This window comes from Sphaerimonospora cavernae (assembly GCF_042435035.1).
Lineage (GTDB): Bacteria > Actinomycetota > Actinomycetes > Streptosporangiales > Streptosporangiaceae > Sphaerimonospora > Sphaerimonospora cavernae.
Genome location: NZ_JBHMQT010000004.1, coordinates 14,395 through 35,797, shown reverse-complemented (window position 1 = coordinate 35,797; position 21,403 = coordinate 14,395). Strand labels below are relative to the sequence as shown.

Below are 21,403 nucleotides of genomic sequence, written 5' to 3'. Positions count from 1 at the left end.
CCTCTGCCGTCACCTGGCGAGTTGTATCTCGACGTGCTCCAGTACGCTGACGCCGTAGTGCTTGCGCGCCACCGGAGGCGATGCCGGCTCGGTGTGTTTCCAGCGGGAAGTCAGCCGGTCGATGACGACCCGGGCTTCCAGCCTTGCCAGACCGGGCCCCAGGCAGTAGTGCGCTCCCTGGCCGAAGGCCAGATGGCGCTTCCTGACGCGAGCGAGATCCAGCGAGTCCGGCTCGACGAAGGCGCGGGAGTCGCGATTGGCGGCGCCCAGCATGAGGAGTACGAGGTCCCCGCGCTCGATGCGCGTCCCGGAGATCTCCACTGGGTTCCTGGCGACTCTGGCGACCTGCTGGACCGAGGTGTCGAACCGCAGGAGCTCCTCGACCGCCGCAGCGGGGTCCGTCTCGGTCAGTGCCGGCCAGTCGCCGGCATGCAGGACTGCACGCACCGCCTTGCCCAAAAAGGTGGACGTCGTTTCGAATCCGGCGTACACCAGAAGTGACGCTGTCGCCGAGATGTCCAGCCGCTCGATCAGACCGGCCCGCTCAGCCCGCATGAGCAGGCCGATCCCGCTGTCGCCGGGCAGTCCCGGCCTTCGCTGTGCGGCGCCGACCGCCTCTTCTATCTGGCGCAGCGCCTCCGTGCCTCGCTCCACGACCTGCGGCAGGTAATCGGCGATCAGCAGGGCGGCGACGTCCTGCGCCCAGCCATGCAGCCGTGGCGCGACCCCGGACGGCAGCCCGAGGATTCTGCAGATCGCTCTGCTGGACAAGGGGATCACGAGATCGGCCATCACGTCCAGATGCCCATCGGTCACGCCGTCCAGCAATTCATCGACGATTCTTCCGATGAAGGGCTCGAGTTCCGCTATCCGATCCGCAGCGAAGAGCGGTGCGACGATGCGCCGCAGAATCCTGTGCCGCTCACCGTCCATGAACATGAACCACCGTCTCACGGTGTCCGAGGTGCGCATGTTCCCGTCCGCGCCGCCCGGGTACGCGTGAAGCTTGGTGTTGCCGCGGTCCGGCCAGGACGAGGAAAGGCCGGGATGCCGCAGCATGGCCGTGACCTCGTTGAATCCAGTGACGACCCAGACTCCGAGCACGTCGTCGCGGTGGATGGGCGGGTAGCCGCGCAGGCCGAGATAGTCGCCGCAGGGGTCTGGCTTGAGGGACATGCGGTCCTGGTAGGGACAGCCCTCCCCCTCACCGGCCGGGCCTGTGACACTTGATTCGCGCTGTGCGTCAGGTGATTGCTGTTTCACCGAAATCACGCCGCTCCAGGGTAAGGATTCATGATGCATCACGAAAGGTCTCGGTCGCCGGCACTGGACATGCGCGTCACGCGGGCAGACCGTTACCCGCGGCCAGCAGCCGCACCGTACGTACCGTTCGTTCTGCTGTGAGCAGGGTCTTCAGTTGCCGGCGGTCGACCTTTCCCGTCGCAGACACCGGCAGGGTCGCGAGCACCCTGATGCGGCTCGGTTCCATGTAGGGGGGAAGAGTTTCCCGCAGGTATTCGCGGACGGCCTGCTCGCTCACCCCATGGCCTCGTACAGCCAGTCCGATCACGGGGTCGCGAGGCTCGCCCAGGGGGACCGCCACCGCCTCGGCCACCCCGTCCATCCGGCTGGCAGCGTGCTCGATCTCTCCCAGCTCGATGCGATAGCCGCGCACCTTGATCTGGTGATCGGTCCGGCCGAGGAACTCGACCCAGCCCTGTGAGGTCCAGCAGGCCCGGTCACCTGTGCGGTACATCCGGCCACCACGCTGCGCGGACCAGGGGTCGGGGACGAAGCGTTCTGAGGTGAGCGCGGGGTCGTTGGTGTAGCCGACAGCCGCGCATTCTCCGCCGATGTACAATTCACCGGGCTCGTCGATGCCGCAAGGCACGCCGTGCTCATCAAGGACGTAGTAGCGGGCATTCTGCATGGGATGGCCGTACGGGATGCTCGTCCACCCGGTCTCAACCTGGTGCACGATGAAGTCGTTGGACCACACACACGCCTCCGTCGCGCCGCCGAGCGCGACGAGCACGGCCGCGGGAAAGGCCCGGACGAGCTCCTCGTGCAGCGTGAGCGGAACCCAGTCCCCGCTCAGGAAAACCCGCCGCAGGGCGGTTCCTCCCTCTCCCGGCCGGCCGTGCAGGAAGGCAAGCACCGCGGTGAAGGCGGCGGGCGCCGAGTTCCACAGGGTCGCCCGGTGGGTCACCAGCGTGTCCAGAAGGCGTGCGGGCTCGCCGAGGTCGCGGTCTGGCAGCAGAAGCAGGCTGCCGCCTGCCGCGAGCACACCGAAGACGTCGTACACGGAAAGATCGAATGAGAACGACGCCACTTGCGCCAGTGTGTCGCCGGGTCCCACCCCATGGCGGCGGTTGAACCACTCCACCAAATTCACCACGCTGCTGTGCCGGACGGCCACCGCCTTCGGCGCTCCTGTCGAGCCCGAGGTCGTGATGGTGTAAGCGAGGTCGCCCGGCTGTAGCGGCGCCTGTCGCGGATTCCCCTCCCGCTGCGACGTGTCGAGCAGCAACGGCGCCTCGGGACTGCCCGGCCGGGCTGCGGGGAACGGCGCCGGGCTCTCGCCCGTCACTGTGAGCACCACGTCGTAGCGGTCACGCAGCGGGCCGGCCAGGCTTCGTGCCGGCCGCGGGCGGATGCTCACGTCGAAGCCCTGTTCGTGACCGGCCAGCTCCCGCCACCAGGCAGGCGGGATACGGAGACTTCCCTGGAACTGTCCTGAGTCCGGGTCCACCAGGTCGGCGACGACGATCACCGTGCCCGCAGACACGGCGGCGATCAGGTCGCCCAGCACCTGGCGGAGGTAGCGCAGATCCGGAAAGTACTGCACCACCGCGGCGAGCAGCAACACGCTCGGGTCGGCCCGGGCGACCGCGTCGCGGGCCTCGTGCGCCCAGCATGCCTCGGCGGTGACCGGTAGCCCAGTACGGCGTGCCCACTGGCCCAGTCGGCGCATCGACGCGGGTGCGCCGTCCAGGGCAAGCAGCCGGGCGACCTTCGGCGCGAGCTTCCTGACGATCAGGCCGCTGCCCGCACCGATCTCCACCACCGTCGAGCCGGGACGATAGTGCTCCAGGACCAGGCCTGCGACGTGCCGCGCATAGTCCTCGACCTGTTCGACCTCGAAGCGGAACCCTCTCGGATCAAGATTGAACCCGGCCGCGACGCACACGTCGTCGGAGTCGGTGATTCCGTCCCAGATCTCGGCGACCTCGGCCAGACGCGGCTTCCCGGCGGCAGGTGCCGTCCCCGGGACGCGGAACACCTGCCGCAGGCCCGGGGCCAGGCAGCCGATCTCGAAGGCCCTGCCCTCGTACTCGGGTGCGACGACGAGTGCGCGGACCTTCAGCGAGGTCAGCACCTCCGCGATTCTCGTGTCGGGCCAGCGCGGATCGAGCGGCACGTAATAGGCGCCCGCGCGGACGACGGCGATCAGCCCCGCGACGGACGTCGGCGTGTGGTCGATGAGGAGAGCCACGGGAGTGCCGGGTTCGACCCCGTTCGCCGTGAGGGCCGCGGCCATCCGGCGGCTGGTCGTGGCCAGTCCGGCATGGGTCACCGCCGCGCCGGACGGAGTTCGCAGCGCCGTACGACCGGCGTGGTGACGTGCCGCGCGATCCAGCAGGTCTATGACCGTGGCGGCCTCGTCGAACGGCCGGTCGGTGCGGTTGGCGGCGACCACGGCCGCGGGAAACTCGTTCATTGAGCCGGGCCCTTCGTCACCTTCAGATCGCCGTCGGTGCGCTGGAGATCACTGACGATCGCCGACACGACGTCGCGCTCGCGGCCCCACAGATAGAAGTGGTCTCCGGGATACGTCCTGATGATGGTCCGGCCCGTCGTCTGCGCCCGCCAGTGGTCAAGCACCGCGACCGGCACCAGCCGGTCATCCAGGCCGCCGAACACGCTGATGGGGCAGGTAAGAGGCGGCCCTGGACGGTATTCGTAGGTATCGACCAACTCGAGGTCGGCCCGAAGGCTGGGCAACACCAGTTCCAGCAGTTCGTGGTTCTCCAGAATCACCGCAGGAAGCCGGTTTCCCTCCTGGGTCTCCCGTATCAACTCGTCGTCCGACCATCGGTCTGCCCCGATAGCCGGGTGGTAGATCTGCGGAGGTATCGCCGAGGACACTGCGAGGAGGGCCGGCTCGAGCGCCGACAGGCGCCACAGACCGCGTGCCACTTCGAAGGCGAGGGCGGCTCCCATGCTGTGTCCGACGAGCACGAAGGGACGGTCGGCCGCGGCCGCGGCGATCTCGTCGGCCAGGTCGGCGATCAAGACGTCGAAACGCTGGTACGACGCTTCGCTCCACCGGTCCTGCCGTCCGGGTAACTGGACGGCCGACGTTTCGAACCCGTCGGGCAGCAGCCCGGCCCAGGACCAGTACGAGGACACGGTGCCTCCGGCGTAGGGCAGCAGATATACCGCGGTGTCCCCGCGGCCGGAGAGAATCCGCAGGTTGGAGCTCACGAGTCCCCCCCGGTCACGGCCAGGGCGGGAGTTGTCGACCGGTAGGCGCCGGCTCCCAGTGTGCTCACACCGCGGACAAACAGCGGCAGGACGGTCGAGAGCAGCAGCACCAGCAAGGCGCCGACCAGCACCGGTTGCGCACCCATGAGTCCGATGGCGATCGGGGCGAGGGCCAGGCCGAGCGGTGCCAGCGCGAAGGTGCCGAGCATCTCTACCGAGAAGACCCGGCCGAGGATCTCGTCCGGGATTTCGCGTTGGAGGGCGCTCTGCCACAGCACACCAAAGAGCGAGTAGCCGAATCCGGTCGCCACCATCGACGCCCCGAGTACATACACCGGCAGCTCCAGCGCCAGACAGGTCAGTTGAAGGCCCAGCAGGGCCAGCGCCGACACGGCCACGACCCCGGGGCGGCCGGGCTTCCAGCCTGCCGCCGTGAGCCCCCCGAGTACCGAACCGGCAGCCTGCAGGCCCAGCATCAGGCCGAAGGCGCCGAACTCGCCGCGCTCCTTCAGCAGGATCGGCAGCAGAACCAGGGCCGGACCCATGACCAGGAGCAGTTGTACGGTGCCCTGCACGATGATCGTCAGAACCCAGGGCCGTTCGCGTACCGCCGACAAACCGGCCCGCGCCTCGGTGAGCACGCTCTGGGCGGCGATTCTCTTCGGCACCCGATCGGAGATGCCGATCAGGGTAAGCACGCTGACGGCGAAGGAGGCCAGATCCACCAGCAGCGCGGTCCGTGCGCCTCCGACGGCGAGCAGCAGACCACCCACGGCCGGCCCGACGATCGCCGCTGTGCGGGCCGTGGTCGAGCGCAGCGCATTGGCGGCGGGCAAATCGTCATCCGGAACGAGCGAAGGAATGAGAGCGGCGAACGCCGGTTGAAAGGCCGCCGCTCCCGCGCCCATCATCGCGGCGAACAGGAGCGAGAGAACCAACGGGCCCTGTCCGGCGGTCAGCGTGAAGCCGAGCACGGCGAGCAGCCGCAGCACGTCCGCCAGGGCCATCGCCCGGCTGCGCCGGATCCGATCTGCGAGCACCCCACCGAGCAGGGACATCAGCACCAGTGCGAGCCCTTCGGCCGCCATGACGTACCCGAGGTCCGTGCTGTGCCGGTGCTGCAGCACGACGCCGATCAGAGCGACCGAGAAGATTCCATCTCCGACGGTACTTATCGCCTGACCGAGCCACACCCGGCGGAACCGGGCATGCCGCAACGGGCGGGTGAGTTTCTTGATCACTGGTCCGAGCCCTCCATATGAGATCGCGATCGGCGTGTGTCCCGCCTGCCGGTCTGGGAGCGCAGCGACTCCCTGCGGCGCTCTGCCCGGGCAAGCCACTCGGGCGTTCTGATCCCGTCGGTGACACCGCTCCGGCCGTCGAGTCTGGCGGCCATGGCGGCCACCGAGGGGAACCGGAACACATCGGTGATCGGCAGGGACACGTCGAACTCCGCGCACAGTCGCACGTGCAAGCGCGCGGCGCTCAACGACGTGGCGCCCGCATCGAAGAGGTTGAGCTCCCGGTCGATCTCCTCGACCCCCAGAACCGAGCACCAGGCCCGCGCCACCCGGGCCTCCGTGGCGTTCCGCGGCGGATCGACCGTCCCTTGACCGCGCACGGTCTTCATCGTGTCGGATCGAATGGTCACCACCGGCAGATCACCCACCCGGGCGGACGGTTCAGCTGCGATGTGCCCGAGCAGGTCCATCAGGGTCGCGAACAGCCGGCGGGCGGTTTCCGGTGAGAAGCACCGTCGGTCGCACACGAGTTGCAGCACGCCGTCCTCCGGCTCGACCACCAGGGTCAGCGGGAACCCGGTTTCTGTACGGGTCCGAGTGAGCTCCCCCCGTACCGGCAGGGCATTCTCTTCCGGCGGGGCCGAGCCGAAGTTCTGCACAATCATGGCGCTGTGGAAGAGCGACCGGCTAACCGGGATGCCGGTCCACTCGTAGATGTCCCACAGCGATCCCACCCCGGACAGCGACATGAGTTTCCAGCCCTGCTCGCTCACCCGGCCGACCAGTTCCACCACGCTCTGTTCAGCCTCTACCTTGACGGCCATGGGCAACGTCGCCATGTACATGCCGACCATGGCGTCCACATCTCCGAGGGCGGCCGGTCGTCCGCTCTGCGCGACCCCGAACGTGACCAGGGGCCGGCCGGAGTAGCGGTACAGGAACGCGGCCCAGCCCGTGGAGAGCACGCTGCCCAGCGTGGTATGGGATCGTTCCGCGAGTTCCCTGAGCCCGGCCATCAACTGGGGTGGCAGCACGCCGTCCACCCTGTGGAAATCATTCTGGGTCGCGAGCGACGCCGAGGGCGGACTGTCGAACGGAAGGGGGGTCGGTCCCTCGAAGCCGTCCATCGCCTCCCGCCAGTAGGCGACCGCCGCATCACCCGTCCTCTGCCGGAGCCAGCGCAGGTAGTCACGGTAGCGGACCGGTGACGCCAGCGCCGCGAACGGCTCGCGGCCGGCCGCCAGTTCGGCGTAGGCCGACGTGAGTTCCTTGATCAGAATGCCCGACGACCAGCCATCGAGCAGGATGTGGTGATCGACCCAGACCAGCCGGTGTCGGTTCGGCGCGAGCCTGACCAGGGTGAGACGGAACGGCGGGGCACCGTCCAGAGCGGGTCGGGACGCGCGTTCCCGCCGCAGCACTTCTTCCATCCGCTGGTCGACGTCTCCGTCCGCTATCCCTGTCCAGTCGAGAACGCGCATCTCCGACGCCGAACGGTGCACCAGTTGTACGGGCTCCGGGCTTCTGATCCATTCGAACGAGGTACGAAGCGCCTCGTGACGCCGGCCGAGCGCATGCCATGCGCTCTTCAGCAGGCCGACGTCGAGATCACCTGCCAGGGTCAGAACGAAATCGTTGTAGTTGACATCACCTTCCGGGGACATCAGGTGGCGGTACAGCATCGTCCGCTGTACCGGCGTCAGGGCGAATCCGGCGACGATGTCGTCTCGTTCACGCAACTCGATGGCCAGCTCCGACGCCTGGGTGGCATCCGGCAGCAGTTCGAAGCCATCTTCCGCGCCCTGCTCCCGCGGCTCGCCGAGCCCCGTTGCGAGGCTCTCGGCGAGCGCGTCCGCGAAGGCCCGAGCCTCGGTGCCGTCGAAGTATCTGGCACCGAGATGCATGGACAGCGTCAGTTCGCCCTCCCCGTCGAAGCCAAGGTTGATCTCAGCCGCGAAAGGCAGGATCGCATCTGGCGAGCCGACCGGTCCGGTCGCCGATGCGAGGGTCGCGATCGTCCGCAGCCGCTGCCCGTCTCCGGACGCCGCCGGCCCGAGATAGTTCACGACCACGTTGGCCGCCGTATCAAGGCGTTCCTCACGCAGATAACGAGCCCGTCCGTAGCCGACGCCGCCGTGCGGCACGGCCGACAACCGGGCCCGGTGCCCGGCGCCGCCGGGTTCCACCGTCAGCAGGAAGGGGAACAGCGCAGTGAACCAGCCCACCGTACGCACGACATCGGGCGCCGACGTGTGAAGCGGACGGCCGTGAAACTCCAGCCACACCGTGCCTGCGGGAATACCGGTAGCAGCCGCCAGCACCGGCCGGGTCGCGACGAGACAGGCCGCGAGCATGGCCTCTCCTCCCCGGGCGTTCGTGGTACAGCGCACGGTCCGCGTCAGCACGTGACCATCCCTGGCGAGCGGCGAGGCGTCCGGGTGACGCATCGGCAGCGCGAAGGCGGGTGCCGATGCGGTGCTCCGCCAGTAGGAGAGCTCGTCGTCCGAGAGCCGCGCTGTCTCCTGCGCCGACCATCCGGGCCAGGTCAGCGGGTCGCTGCTGCTGGGAGGCAGGTCCACCGGTCCTCCTGAGGCCATCGCGCCCAGGGCGGTGTCGAGGTCCTCGGAGAGGAACTGCCAGGAGACCGCGTCGACCACCAAGTGGTGAACGCACCAGAAGACCAGATCGGGCTCACCGGCCGGGGTACGGAAGAGCAGCAGCGCGAACATCGGCCCGTCGGTGATGTGGATCGATCTCTGGGCTGTGTCGCTCTCGCGTCGCAGCACGGTGACCCGCTCGGCAGTCGGTACGGCGGTGAGATCGACCTCTCGTAGCGGCAGCGCTGCCGGAGCGGTCGCCGGTCCGCGATGCCACCGTGGTCGGCCTGCGTCCACCGTGAAGCGGCTGAGCAGGCCGGCGTGGTGTTCGGCGACCGCGCGCACCGCTTGGGCGAAATTCTCGGTAGCAATAGCCTCGGGCAATTCGTACCACTGGCACTGGTTTTGATGGTTTCGTTCGGTTGTAAACGTGTCGAAGAACCAGCGTTGGATCGGGGAAAGCTCCGCGTTCTCCGGACGCCCTGCGCCCTCGGCGGCGGCCGGCGTCGGTGCCGCCCGCGCTCGCTCGGCCAGTAACCGGGCCAACCGCTCCACGGTCTGATGCTCGAAGATGTCTCGCGCGCCGAGCTGGTAGCCCGCCCGCGCGCACCGCGACATGATCTGCAGCCAGGTGATCGAGTCACCACCGATCTCGAAGAAGTTGTCCCGGATCCCCACTTCGGCCAGGCCGAGCGCCCGGGCCCAGATACCGCACAGTGCCCGCTCCGTCTCCGTACCCCCAGGGACCCGCCCCGCGGTGCCCAGCGACCGGGCAGGATCAGGCAACCGGGGGCGGTCGATCTTTCCGCTCACCGTCAGTGGCATCTCGTCGACGACGACGAACTTGGTGGGCACCATCGCAGAAGGCAGCAGGCGGGTCATGTGCTCGCGGACGGCCGTGATCACTTGCCTGCCACGGGCCGTGCGCAAAGGCTGGTTGGCGGCGAGCGGCACCGGCTCGCTGGAGTCGATCAAGGTCAGGTCGGGGCGGCTGCCGGCCGGATGCACCAGCACCGTCAGCAGCCCCGCACCGCGTGGACACACGACGGCGGCATATCCACGTACCGCGGCGATCTCCACCAGGTCATCGGGGTACACGCCCGGGTCCGGTGAGGTATCCCCACGCCCGGCGTCCCGCAGCCGGTCTGCGAGCAGCACCTCCGGCCGGCAGCGCGCGTCCGGGACGCCGGTCAGAACGACGCTCTCACCGCAGAGGTCGTCGATCAGCGAGGCGTACGACTCCACGGCGTCCGAGGCGTCCATATCGTCGAAACGGACCGACCGGGCCGGCGCGGTCGGGGCAGCGGGCAGATCACGCCACAGTGAGACATCGAAGCGGAACCGGTTCATCTCCGTGTCCGCACGGCCTCGCTTGGCATGGGTCACCACCGTCGCTCCAGAGAGGGTCGCGGCGAACCGGGCGAACCAGCCCGGCGCGACGCAGAGCTCGTTCTCGGCCTCGACCAGCCGCGCCACCTCGTCAGCCAAACCGTCGTCGGGTGCGGCACCACCGGTCTGCGCCAGCCGTACCGACAGATGGAACGCGGCGAGCGTTGTCACATCCCGGACATCGCCGAGGAAGATCCGGCCCCCTGGCCGGAGGCGCCGCCACGCGCCCTCGATCACCCGCTCCAGATAGTCCAGGCTGGGAAAGTACTGGGCGACCGAATTGATGATCACCAGATCGAACCGCTCGTCGCCGAGGACGCCGAAGTCGTCGGCCGCTGCCTCGGCGAGCCGTACTCGTCCGTCGTCCAGGCCCGCACCGGCCAGATGGCCGCCCACATAGCCCAGGGCGCCGGCGGCGATGTCCGTCCCGACATAGCGCGCGGTGTGGGGGGCGACCCGGAACAACACCATGCCGGTGCCACAGCCGATCTCCAGGACGCGCTCGGCGGGGTGCTCCAGGATCCGGCCGACGGACGCGTCCAGCCACTCCCGCATGTGCTCGTCCGGAATCGCCTCCTGGGTGTAGCTGCTGATCCAGCCACTCGTGTTGAAGTCGGCCCCGCCCGAGCCGATCTCGTTGAGTCCTTCCTCGTCGTGGACCTCACGCCACTCCGCCACCCGGGCCTGGGCGAGGCCGTCGTCCGTCCCGCCCGCGACCCGGAGGTACCCGATGAGGCGCGCCGCGCCATTGACGTCCTCCCGGACGTCCGCGACGAACTCGGCCACCCCGGCCACCTCTGCTGCGGTTCGCTCGACCTCTGACAGATCGATCCGTGATCCCCGAACCTTCACCTGGGTGTCGGAGCGGCCGAGAAAGTCCAGCGCCCCGCTCGCCAGCCGACGGACCTTGTCGCCGGTCCGGTACATCCGACTCCCGGGCTCGGCGCCCTCGAACGGGTCCGGCAGGAAACGGTCCGCCGTCGCGGCCGCGTCGCCGAGGTATCCCAGCGCGACGCCGGGGCCTGCGATGTACAGCTCCCCCGGAACGCCGTCGGCCACCGGCTCGCCGGCTCCGTCCAGCACGTACAGCCGGACGTGCGGAAGCGGACCGCCGATGGGCACGTTCCGGGTCTGAACGGCGTCACGGTCCATGCAGGCTGTGTTGTACCAGACCGAGGACACGGTGGCTTCCGTCGTGCCGTACGCGTTGAACAGGGTCGCCCCCCGGCCTGCGCCAGACCGCCACGTTCTGACCCTGGCGGGTTCCAACCGTTCGCTTCCGGCCACGACCAGCCGGACGCAGTCCGGTACGTCCACACCTCGAGCGGTCAGCTCCGACGTCCACTCATGCCAGCGGCTCGCCGGCAGATTCAGCACCGTCAGGCCGCGGCGCCGGATCAGCTCGTCCAGATCCTCGTCCAGAGTGGCGTGAACGACCACGCAGGCGCCCGCGTACCAGGCGCCGAAGAGTTCTTCGACGGAGACGTCGACGGCCGGCGAGGCCATCTGCAGCACCTGGTCCCCGGGCACCAGGTGGTACACCGCGGCCACCGCCGCGGCCAGGGTGAGCACCGCGCTCTGGTGGACGAGAACGGCCTTGGGGCGGCCGGTGCTGCCCGAGGTGAAGATGACGTAGGCCGGGCTCCCCCGCGTCACCGTCTCCGCCGCCCGCGGCGCCGTCCATGCCGGGTCATCCGACTCGTCTGCGTCCATGTCGAGCAGGGTGACGCCCAGACCCGCGCCCAGCTCCCTGGTGGGAGCGTGCACCACCAGGATCCGGCAGCCCGACTGCTCCAGCATCGAGCCGGCACGGAGGGCGGGTGTGCGGACGTCGATCGCCACGTACGCCGCACCGCACTGCAGGACGGCCAGGATGGCGACCGAGATCTCCACGGACGGTTCCGCGAGCAACCCCACTCGGTCACCCGGCCGCACACCTGCGGCGGTCAGCCGTGCGGCGAACCGCGTGACGGTGGCGTCCAGCCGACCGTAGGTCATGGTCTGATCGCCGGCCGATACCGCGGGTGCGTCCGGGTTCTCCCGCGCCCACCGCCCGACCAGCGAGCGCAGGCCGCCGCTGCGCCACTGCCCGTCCAATCTCTCCGCCGAGACCAGGGCCGCCGACCGGGCCGCGGCGATCCGGACCGGCATGGCGGGGTCGGCCACGGCAGAGCGGAGAACCGCGGCGAACATCTCATGGCAGAGCTCGACGGTGCGCTCGGTGAAGATCTCGGTGCTGTACTCCAGCGCAACCGTAAGTGTCCGGCCGTGATCGTGCACGTCACAGCTGAGATCGAACTGCGCGGACGGACGACGCCCGCCGAACACCTCGATGTCCAACCCGGCGAACCGCAGACCGTGCTCAGGCGACGGCAGGTACTGAAAGCACACGTCGAAGAACGGATTGCGGTTGCCCGCGCGGGACGGCTGGAGCTCGTCGACCAGAACACCGAACGGGAACTCCTGGTGCGTGAGCAGGTCGAGCACCGGACGCCGGAATCGCTCGACCGCGTCGGCGAAGGTCCGTACACCCCCGAGATCGGCCCGCAGGGGCAGCACGTTGACGAGGAAGCCGATCAGAGCGGTGCTCTCCTCGCTCACGCGGCCCGCGAGCGGTACACCGAACAGCACATCGTCCTGTCCGGACAACTCCTTGAGCACAAGGGCGAAGGCCGCGGCCAGTACGGTGAACGGCGTGACTCCCAGTCCGCTCGCCAGCGCCCGGACGCCGTCAGTCGTGGCGTGGTCGAGGTCGCGCATCGACGTCGCCCCGGCGAAGGTCCGCAGCTCCGGCCGGACCAACTCGGTCGGCAATTCCAGCCGGCTCGCGCCGTCCAGGACCTGCCGCCAGTGTTCCACCTCGGCGACCCGCTCCACCGTACCGGGTGCGAAGCGGGCCTCCTGCTCCTCGGCATGCCCGCCCACGCTCAGTTCGAGCGGTGCGGGGAACGGTTCCCGGCCGGTCGCCTCGGCCTCGTACGCCGATGCGAGGTCGGACAGCAGCACCTGGGCTGACCAGCCGTCGAAGATGATGTGGTGAACCGCGACGACGAGCACATGGTGATCGTCGGCCAGGCGCACCAGTTCCGCCCGTATCAACTGGTCAGCGGCCAGGTCGAACGGGGTGTTCGCGGCCAGGTCGCACCGCTGCTGGACGAACTCCTCGGCCTGCGCCGCGTCAAGGTCCCCGATGTCGAGCAGGGGCACCTCCATCGACCCGTCCGCGACGAAGACCTGGTAGGGGATACCGTCGAGGGTCACGAACCGGGTACGCAGAGCCTCGTGGCGGGCGAGGCACGCGGCGAAGGCGGATCGCAGGGCGTCGGCGTCCAGGTGCCCGCGCAGGCGCAGGCCCATTGAGACGATGTAGAAGGAACTGTCGGGATTGAAGTTGTCGAGAAACCACAACCCCCGCTGCGTCTGACCGAGTGGCCAGACACCGGGCCGGGTTGCCCACGGCGGGGCGGACGTACCTGCATCGGGCTGGGCAGTCACTGGCGGTCCCCAGAAGATTCGACGGTGGATGCGGTGATCGGCCCGGTCAGCCGCTGTAAGGCAGCCAGTTCCTCGTCACTGGCGGCTTGCAGATTGTCGAGCAGGCGTGCGGCCGTCCCGCTCCGATGAGTGGTATCGGACCGCGGTCCAGCACCAGAGATCTTGCTCGTCAGCCAGGCCGCGAACGAGCGCACGGTCGGCCAGTCGAAGACCGCCCGCACCGGAACGGGCCTGCCCAACTCCCGCTGAAGCGTCGCGGCGATCCGCACGGCTATCAGGGAGTGGCCGTCCACATCGAAGAACGGGACGTCCAGGCTCGGCACCGGCCTGCCGAGATGCTCCTGCCACACGGCACGGACGGCCTCCTCCATCTCCGTACCGCTCTCCGCCGTCTCTCCCCCGACACCGGCCATCAGGGCGATCTCGTCGAGCGCCGCCCGATCCACCTGCCCGGCGTCATCCACCGGGAGCCGGTCGAGCAGCACGAACCAGGACGGCACGGTGCCGACCGGCGTCCGGCTGAGCAGGAACGCACGCAGATCAGCCGGAGTAAGCGCGAGATCGTCCGTGACGGCATAGGCGACCGGCACGCCACCCGCTTGCGCGGGCGCCGGGCAGACCACGGCCGCCGCCACCGCAGGATGCCGGGTCAACTCGGCGGCGGTCGCCTCGGGTGAGATCGTCACGCACCCCGCGCTGCTCCGCTCAAGTGTCCCGTCGGCCAGCCACCGAGCGAGTATTCCCGTCGCATGCGGTTCATCCACGAGGCGGCCGACCCGCTGACCGGCGTCGCCATCGCCCGGTGCGGCCACGTACAGCTCTCCTGTGGCTCCCACGGGAACGGGCCGCCGCGCCTCGTCCAACAGCAGCAGCGGACCGTCGGGGATCGGCCGCTCCATTTCGGTGAGCCAGCCCGGACGGGTGGAGGCTCCCAGCCCGACAAGCCGGTCCCGCTCGGCGTCGTCGTACAGCGGCAGATCCAACATCGGCCGGTGTGGCCCGGCCAACGCCGCCTCGACGAGCCGGACGTATTCCTCCGACATTCGGCGGATGGTGCCGGCGTCGAGGACGTCGGCAGTGTACTTGACCGACACCGACATGGTGCCTTCGCCAGGGTCGATGACATCCCACACGAGATCGAACTCGCTTGCCCCGTCGCTGTCGACCTGACGCTCCGCCCGAACCGATCCCAGGTCAAAGGCCAGATCCGACGTCCCGAGCACCTGGAAACACACAGAGGTGAGCGGCAGGCGGTTCGGTTTCCGCACGGGGTTGGAAAGCGCGACGATCTCATCGAACGGCACCACGCAGTGATCCATCACATCGAAGAAGGTGCCGCGGGTCGCGTTCAGCACGTCTCGAAAGGTCGATTCGGGCGTCATCCGTACCCGCAGCGGCACGGTGTTGACGAAGAACCCGACGGTGCCGTCCAACCACGGCCCGTGCCGTAGCGACCACGGCGTCGCGATGACCACGTCCCGGACCGGCCCGCCGCGCCGTCCGAGCAGAATCGCGAGCACGGCCTTGAGGAACACGAACGGTGTGATGCGATGCCGCCGGGCGAACTCGCGTACGGCCACGGCCAGTTCGACCGGGACGACAGTGCTCTCCTCGCCGACCTCGAACACACGGTGAAGGGAGCGCGACCGATCGGTCTGCAGATCGAACTCCGGCTGTCCGGCGAACTCCGCCCGCCAGTAGTTACGGGACTTCTCGTAGGCCGGATCGGCCGCCACCTCGTCGAGCCAGGCACTGAAGAGCTGGTAGCTCTCCGGTGCAGGGCCCAGGATGGTGTTCAGGTCATGACCGGCGTCCCAGGCCCGGTAGAGCTGCGCGAACTCCCGCAGCAGCACCTCGATGGACGCGCCGTCGACCGCGACGTGGTGAACGAACAGGGCGAGCCGGTGCTCCCCATGCCCGGTGCACGCCAGGTGGCCGCGGATGAGCGGCCCGTGTTCCAGGTCCAGCGGCCGGGAGAACTCGTCGGTCATCACCTCGGACCAGGCCGCCTCGACATCGGCGGCGCCCGTCAGATCCGTGACCGCCAGCCGCGCCGCGACGTCGTCGACGACCCGCTCAGGCCCGTGCTCGCCTGGCACTAGCCGGGTACGCAACGTCTCGTGTCGGGCGGTCAGCATGTGCAGGGCGACCTGGACGCCTTCCTGATCGACCGGCCCCGACAGGCGCAGCACCACCGGGATCATGAAGAACGGCAGTTCGGGGTAGAGACGGCTGTAGAACCAGAGCCGGGTCTGCAGGCGGCAGGCGGGGCGGTGCCCGACGTCGCCGGGGAGGAGTTCGGTCATCGGCCGGCCTCCTCGGTGCCGCTGGTCCGACCGGCCTCGATCAGCGTGGCAAGGCCGCTGACGGTCGGGCCGCTGAAGAAGTCCCGCAGGAGGATCTGCACCTCGTAGTGCCGGCGGACCTGTCCGATGAGCTCCAGGGCGAGCAGCGAGTTCCCCCCCAGGGAGAAGAAGTTGTCCGCGCAACCGATCCGGTCGAAGCCCAGCACCTGCTGGAACACCTCCGCCAGATGCCACTCGACAGGCGTGACGGGCGTGACGAACTCGCCCACGGCCGAGGGCCGGTCGTGACCGTGGGTGACGGCCGCCGGCGATTCCTTGACATCAGGCGCCGACGGCGGCTGCGCCGCCACGCCGTCGCGGGCGAACCGGCGGGCCTGCTCCAGCACCTCCCGCAGATCACCGACCGAAACGTGGATCTGCGGAAGACCGGCGGCCAGCGCTGCGCAGAACATCTCGTGGCCCTCGGATTCGGTGAGGAAGATGCCGGGATCTGCCGCCGGCTCCTGCAAGGTCGCGTTCATCCCGATGTTCAGCCAGCCCGTCCAGTCAATGGCCAGGACGTCGTCGCGCCCTTCTCGCCTGGCTTGGTGGGCGAGCGCGTCGAGGAATGAGTTGCCCGCGGTGTAGTCGGCGGCCCCATCCCAGCTGTCGACGGTGGTGAGCGACGAGAAGAGGGCCAGGAAACGCAGATCGAGCCCGGCGGTCGCGTCGATCAGCGCCCGGGCGCCAGCGATCTTGGGTGCCACGGTGCGGTTGAACTCCTCAGGACCAAGTCTCTCGATGAGACCGCCGCCACCGGTCAGGCCTGCCGCGTGCACAACCCCGTCCAGCGCGCCGAACTCGTCGAGTGTGGCGCGGATCAGCATGTCCACCGCCGGCGCATGCGTCACATCGCAGGACACGGCCAGCACCTCGCCGCCCAGGGCCTCGATCTCGGCGAGCCGCGCGACGGCCCAGGACGTCGGATGATCCGCCCCGTGGGCCTGGACGAAGTCGTCCCAGTCCGCCCGGGCGGGCAGCGCGGTACGGCCGGAGAGGACGAGCGTGGCGCCGTACTCCCTGGCGAGGAACTTCGCGATGGACAGGCCGATGCCACCCAGGCCCCCGGTGATCAGGTAGACGCCCTTGTCCCTGAGGGGTACCTGTTCGCGGCGCGGTAAGGGAAGTTCCAGCGGTTCGACATCCTGCCTCCAGCGCCGACGTCCCCGATAGGCGACCAGGAGGTCCGACGACAACGCCCCGATCTCGGCGGACAACTGGCGGGCCCAGGACTCGGCGTCCCCGGCAGGGTCGAGGTCGACGACGCGGCAGGCCACATGGCGCAGTTCCTTGGGAACCACCTTGGCGACGCCGGCAAGGGTCGCGTGATCCGGCACGATCGGCTCATCGCCTGACACGTCGAACGCACCGCTGGTCGCCACGAGGAGGCCGAAACGCCCGTCGTCACGCGCGGCCAGGGCACGCACCACTGCGAGGAGTTCATCGGAGCGTCCACCTACCGCGGCCCGGCCGTCGACCGCGCTGAGAAACAGCACGTCGGCCCGTGCCCGGCCGGCCAGAGCCCGCTCCAGCGCCTGGCCTGGATCCACATCAGGGCCGGACTCGACGTGCACCACCTGGTGTCCCGCCAGCCGCACAGCTTCGGTCAGCGTGTGAGCCCGCTCGCCGGCCGCCGCGACGACGAGCACGGGACCCGCTGCCCCGTCCTGCTCCGGACGGCGCCGCGGTGCCGTACTGCTGCGCCAAGCCGGTGCGTACAGCCATCTCCCCGAGTCCCGGACTCGCTGGACGGCGGCCGGTGTGGCGGACCTCGCCGAAACGTCCTCGACCCAGAACCGCTGACGCTGAAACGGGTAGGTGGGCAGCCCGGTACGCCTGGCTCCGTCGTCGGCGAACGTCTCCCACCGCGGCTCCACGCCCTGCTCCCACAGGGCCGCGAAGGCTCGGTGGAGAATTTCAAGATCGTCCTCCGCATCGTCGAACGATCGGACCGTACGCACCAGCCGGTGCTCCGTGCCGGCTGCGATGAGGCTCTGCACCAGCGAAAGCAGTCCATGCCCGGGGCCGACCTCGGCCATCGGGCCGCCGGCCGTCACGAGCAGGTTTGCGACACACTCACGGAAGCGGACCGGCTGCCGCATATGTCGACCCCAGTACTCGGCCGACCGCACGTCGGCCTCGGTGATCCAGGTGCCCGTGACATTGGAGAGATACGGGATGAGGGGGGCCTGTGTCGGCACGGTCGCCATGAAGGCGGTGAAGCGGTCGGCTGCCTCGGCCATGGCCTCGGTGTGCGCAGCGTACGGAACCCGCAGCCGCCTCGACGTCACGCCGCGCTCGGTCAACAGGCTCTCGAGCCCGGCCAGGACCTCGAGGTCGCCGCCTACCGCGACCAGCCTTGGACCGTTGTCCCCCGCGATGGCGGCGCCGACCGGGAGCAGGGAAGCAAGCTCGGCTTCTGGCAGGGCCACGGCGAGCATGCCCCCATCGGGGGCCCCCGCCATGAAGCGGGATCGGGCATCGATGACGCGTACGGCGTCCGGGAGCGAGAAGACCCCGGCGACGGTGGCCGCGACGAACTCGCCCAGGCTGTGCCCGAGCATGGCCGCTGGTTCAACGCCGCGCGCGATCAAGGCCTGGGCGAGTGCGTACTCGACGCAGAAGAGCACGGGCTGGATCAACCGTGGCTGGTTCAGCTCGTCCACTCGGTCCTCGTCGAGGATGAGGTCACGCGGATCCAGGCCGAGGAGCGGCCGGAACAGCTCCGCGCAGCGGTCGAACTCCGCGGCGAACTCCGACATGCCCTCGTACAGGCCCCGGGTCATTCCCGGGTAATGGGCGCCCTGGCCGGGAAACATGAACGCGACGGCCGGGTTGGACTGTCCTGTACGGAACGGCTCGGCCTCGCGGTCGCGCAACGCGCGGGCCGCCTCGCCGCGGTTCCTGGCCACGACGGCCGCCCGGCAGGCGAATCTGCCGCGGCCGTTCTGCAGCGTCAGTGCCGCGTCGTCGACGCGAGCGGAATCACCTTCGAGAGCGTCCGCCAGCTCCTTGAGGGCCTCCGCCAGCGCCTTGTCGTCCCGTGCCGACACGGGAAGCACCCGCCAGCCCTCGGACTCGGCAGCGCGGGGCTCGGCCACCGGCGGCTGCTCGATAATCACGTGGGCGTTGGTACCGCCGATGCCGAACGAACTGACGCCCGCGCGGCGCGGCATGCCGTCCGGCGTATGCCATTCCTCCCGATCCGTGGTGATGCGGAAGGGACTTGTGGCCAGATGCAGGGCCTCGTTCGGCTCGCGGAAGTTCAGCTGCGGCGGAATCACGCCATGTTTGATGGCGTACAGCGCCTTGATCAGTCCAGCCACACCCGCCGCTGAGTCCATGTGACCGATGTTCGCCTTCACCGAGCCGAGGACGCAGTAGCCGGTCCGGTCCGTCTGTTCACGGAATGCCCTGGTCAGCGCGGCAAGCTCGATCGGGTCACCGATCGGGGTTCCCGTGCCGTGCGCCTCCAGATAGGTGATGGAGTCGGGGTGCACCCCCGCCACGGCCTGCGCCGCCGCGATCAACTCCGCCTGCCCGTCGACGCTCGGCGCGGTGAAACCGGCCCGGCCCGCTCCATCATTGTTGATGGCCGAGCCGATGATGACGCCCTCGATCGTGTCACCGTCGGCGATGGCGTCCTCAAGCCTTTTGAGCAGAACCACGCCGACGCCCGACCCGAACACGGTGCCGGTGGAGCGGGAATCGAACGAGCGGGTAAGCCCGTCGGCCGAGGCGATGCCGCCCTCCTGGTAGACATAGCCGCGCTTGACCGGTGGGGTGATCGCGACACCGCCGGCGAGCGCCGCGTCGCACTCGAACGTGCGCAGCGCCTGGCAGGCCAGGTGAACAGCGACCAGCGAGGTGGAGCAAGCGGTGCCCACCGGCACACTGGGCCCGGTGAGATTGAGGTGGTAGGAGACCTTAGGCGTCAGATAGTCCACATCGTTCTCAAGCGAGCCGACCGAGTGCATCCGCCCACCGGTTCGCTTCAGCGCCTCCGCGTCGACCCGCGCCCGGATCCGTTCCAGATAAGTGTTGGCGCCCTGCCCGGCGTACACCCCGACTGAGCCGGGGAATCGCTGAGGGTCGTAGCCCGCGGCTTCGATGGCTCGCCAGCTGTGCTCCAGGAACAACCTGTGCTGGGGGTCCATCAACTCCGCCTCACGGGGGGTGAGCCCAAAGAAGGCGGCGTCGAACATCTCGATGCCCTCGATACAGGCGGCACGTCGGACATACTCCTTGGAGCGAATCAGATCGGCGTCCTCCCCGGCGGCGAGGAGATCCTCGTCCGTAAGGTCCGTGAGTGACTCCACTCCGGAGACGATGTTGTTCCAGAACTCGTCCGCCCCGGAGGCCCCGGGGTACGCGCACGACAGGCCGATGACGGCGATGTCCATTCCCGGTCCACGCTTGTCGTCCATGTCCGCCTCTCCCCGTGCGCTGTCGTCCAGCCCCAGGTCTGTGTGGTTCCAGATGCTCGGCGGGTTCCACAGTTGCGTAGGCCCGGCCACGGTCATGCTCGGCGTCCGCCGTCCGGGGGCCAAGTCAGGGATAACCCCGACGGGGCGAACGACTGCCGCATGCTCCGGGTCCATCGGGAAGATCCCACCGCATTCCCGGTCCCACCCGGGACATCCGACTCCTACGGAGCAGGCGGGTCAGGACTTTCCCGTAAGGCCACGCGCGGGCACAGCCGCTACGGTCCTGGCATGCCCTCGCTCACGTGGTTCTCGGATCTCGAATACTGGCTGGTGGATGAGCCGGCGCTGAGTCGTGCGGTGCTGACGGACGACCGCTTCAGCTCCAGCACTCTCAACACCTCGTTCAGCCGTTTCAGCAGCGGCCACATACATCAGGAGTGCGCGTATCTGCTGGACATCCTCCGCCGCTGGTACGTGGAGCACGACCCGCCGCAGCACACCGCCGAGCGAAGAGTGACGCAAGCGCATTTCTCGCGGGGACTGCTCACCCGGCTCGGGCCCGCCATCAACGACATCGTCGACGAGACCCTCGACGCGCTGTCGGCGCGCACCGGCGGCGTCGACGCCGTCCGTGACATAGCCGAACCCGTCTCAGCGCGGGTGATCGGTCTCGCCTTGGGGCTGCAGCGGCTCGACATCTCGCAACTGCATCGCTGGTCCGCCGACATCGCGGCCTTCGTAAGTGCCGTCTACCGGCTGGACCTTGCCCGCAAGGCTCAGCAGGCCGTACTGGAGATGGCCGACTTCATCCGGCAGGAGCTGACGGGTCAGGCGGCGGAGGGCCTCGCCGGCAGGTATCAGGACGGCGATTTCCTGGCCGGCGTGGCCGACCACACGATGATGTTGTTCGGCGGGCTGGAGACCTCCGCCCGCTTGCTTGGGCTCGCCCTGTGGGAGTTGCTGTGCACTTCCGACCGGGCGGCCGTCGAGGTCGAGGAGATCATCGATCGAGTGCTGCGGAGATATCCGCCGCTGAAGTACGTCAGCCGCGTGGCCGCGGCCGATATCGAGCTCGCCGACCGGCGCATCAGGGCGGGAGAGCTGGTGATGGTCTCACTGACAGGGGCGGAGGACGTGGCCACGCCGGCACTGGCCTTCGGCATGGGACGCCACTTCTGCCTCGGCATGCCGCTCACCATGCTGGAAACGACGATCCTGCTCAACGCGTTCCAGCGGCGCTTCCCTGATGCCGCACTGGCGGCGCCGAACGCCGAGCCGTCCGGCAACCACGCCTACCACGGATTCCATCGCCTCCCGCTCGTGCTGTGACGTCTGTCCCCGGATCCGGGGACTGCGATTGGGGAAGGGACCCTGGCGACAATGGCCTCGACGTCGCGAAGCAATGACGCAGACGGTTGAGG

At 69.0% G+C, this 21,403-nt stretch carries 8 protein-coding genes; 1 reads left to right on the top strand and 7 read right to left on the bottom strand.

What is annotated here, in order from left to right; genetic code table 11:
* Positions 1-9: 9 nt before the first annotated feature.
* From ACFHYQ_RS03950 to ACFHYQ_RS03920, 7 genes are all read right to left on the bottom strand, one after another.
* Positions 10-1,176 (bottom strand): cytochrome P450, encoded by a 1,167-nt coding sequence (locus ACFHYQ_RS03950; RefSeq protein WP_394299689.1) that lies wholly within the window; start codon positions 1,174-1,176, stop codon positions 10-12.
* A 163-nt stretch (positions 1,177-1,339) separates the two neighbouring features.
* Complete coding sequence (locus tag ACFHYQ_RS03945; protein WP_394299688.1) at positions 1,340-3,721, bottom strand: amino acid adenylation domain-containing protein; 2,382 nt, start codon at positions 3,719-3,721, stop codon at positions 1,340-1,342.
* Complete coding sequence (locus ACFHYQ_RS03940; RefSeq protein WP_394299687.1) at positions 3,718-4,488, bottom strand: thioesterase II family protein; 771 nt, start codon at positions 4,486-4,488, stop codon at positions 3,718-3,720. The genes ACFHYQ_RS03945 and ACFHYQ_RS03940 overlap by 4 nt, the downstream gene beginning before the upstream one ends.
* Positions 4,485-5,729 (bottom strand): MFS transporter, encoded by a 1,245-nt coding sequence (locus tag ACFHYQ_RS03935; RefSeq protein ID WP_394299686.1) that lies wholly within the window; start codon positions 5,727-5,729, stop codon positions 4,485-4,487. The genes ACFHYQ_RS03940 and ACFHYQ_RS03935 overlap by 4 nt, the downstream gene beginning before the upstream one ends.
* Positions 5,726-13,210 carry a non-ribosomal peptide synthetase gene (locus ACFHYQ_RS03930; RefSeq protein ID WP_394299685.1) on the bottom strand — a complete coding sequence of 2,495 codons (7,485 nt, stop codon included), beginning with the start codon at positions 13,208-13,210 and terminating at the stop codon, positions 5,726-5,728. The genes ACFHYQ_RS03935 and ACFHYQ_RS03930 overlap by 4 nt, the downstream gene beginning before the upstream one ends.
* Positions 13,207-15,516 carry a condensation domain-containing protein gene (locus ACFHYQ_RS03925; protein ID WP_394299684.1) on the bottom strand — a complete coding sequence of 770 codons (2,310 nt, stop codon included), beginning with the start codon at positions 15,514-15,516 and terminating at the stop codon, positions 13,207-13,209. The genes ACFHYQ_RS03930 and ACFHYQ_RS03925 overlap by 4 nt, the downstream gene beginning before the upstream one ends.
* On the bottom strand, positions 15,513-19,982 hold the full coding sequence (locus ACFHYQ_RS03920; protein WP_394299683.1) for a type I polyketide synthase: 4,470 nt from the start codon (positions 19,980-19,982) through the stop codon (positions 15,513-15,515). The genes ACFHYQ_RS03925 and ACFHYQ_RS03920 overlap by 4 nt, the downstream gene beginning before the upstream one ends.
* Positions 19,983-20,270: 288 nt before the next feature.
* Between ACFHYQ_RS03920 and ACFHYQ_RS03915 the strand changes: the two genes are divergently transcribed.
* Positions 20,271-21,311: a cytochrome P450 family protein gene (locus ACFHYQ_RS03915; RefSeq protein ID WP_394299682.1), complete on the top strand. Its 1,041-nt coding sequence runs from the start codon at positions 20,271-20,273 to the stop codon at positions 21,309-21,311.
* The last annotated feature ends 92 nt before the right edge of the window (positions 21,312-21,403 follow it).

Bases quoted from the DNA above. Each gene is read 5' to 3' on its own strand.
- ACFHYQ_RS03945 (WP_394299688.1), bottom strand. From the start codon at position 3,721: ATGAACGAGTTTCCCGCGGCCGTGGTCGCCGCCAACCGCACCGACCGG.
- ACFHYQ_RS03920 (WP_394299683.1), bottom strand. From the start codon at position 19,982: ATGGACGACAAGCGTGGACCGGGAATGGACATCGCCGTCATCGGCCTG.
- ACFHYQ_RS03915 (WP_394299682.1), top strand. From the start codon at position 20,271: ATGCCCTCGCTCACGTGGTTCTCGGATCTCGAATACTGGCTGGTGGAT.
- ACFHYQ_RS03950 (WP_394299689.1), bottom strand. From the start codon at position 1,176: ATGTCCCTCAAGCCAGACCCCTGCGGCGACTATCTCGGCCTGCGCGGC.
- ACFHYQ_RS03925 (WP_394299684.1), bottom strand. From the start codon at position 15,516: ATGACCGAACTCCTCCCCGGCGACGTCGGGCACCGCCCCGCCTGCCGC.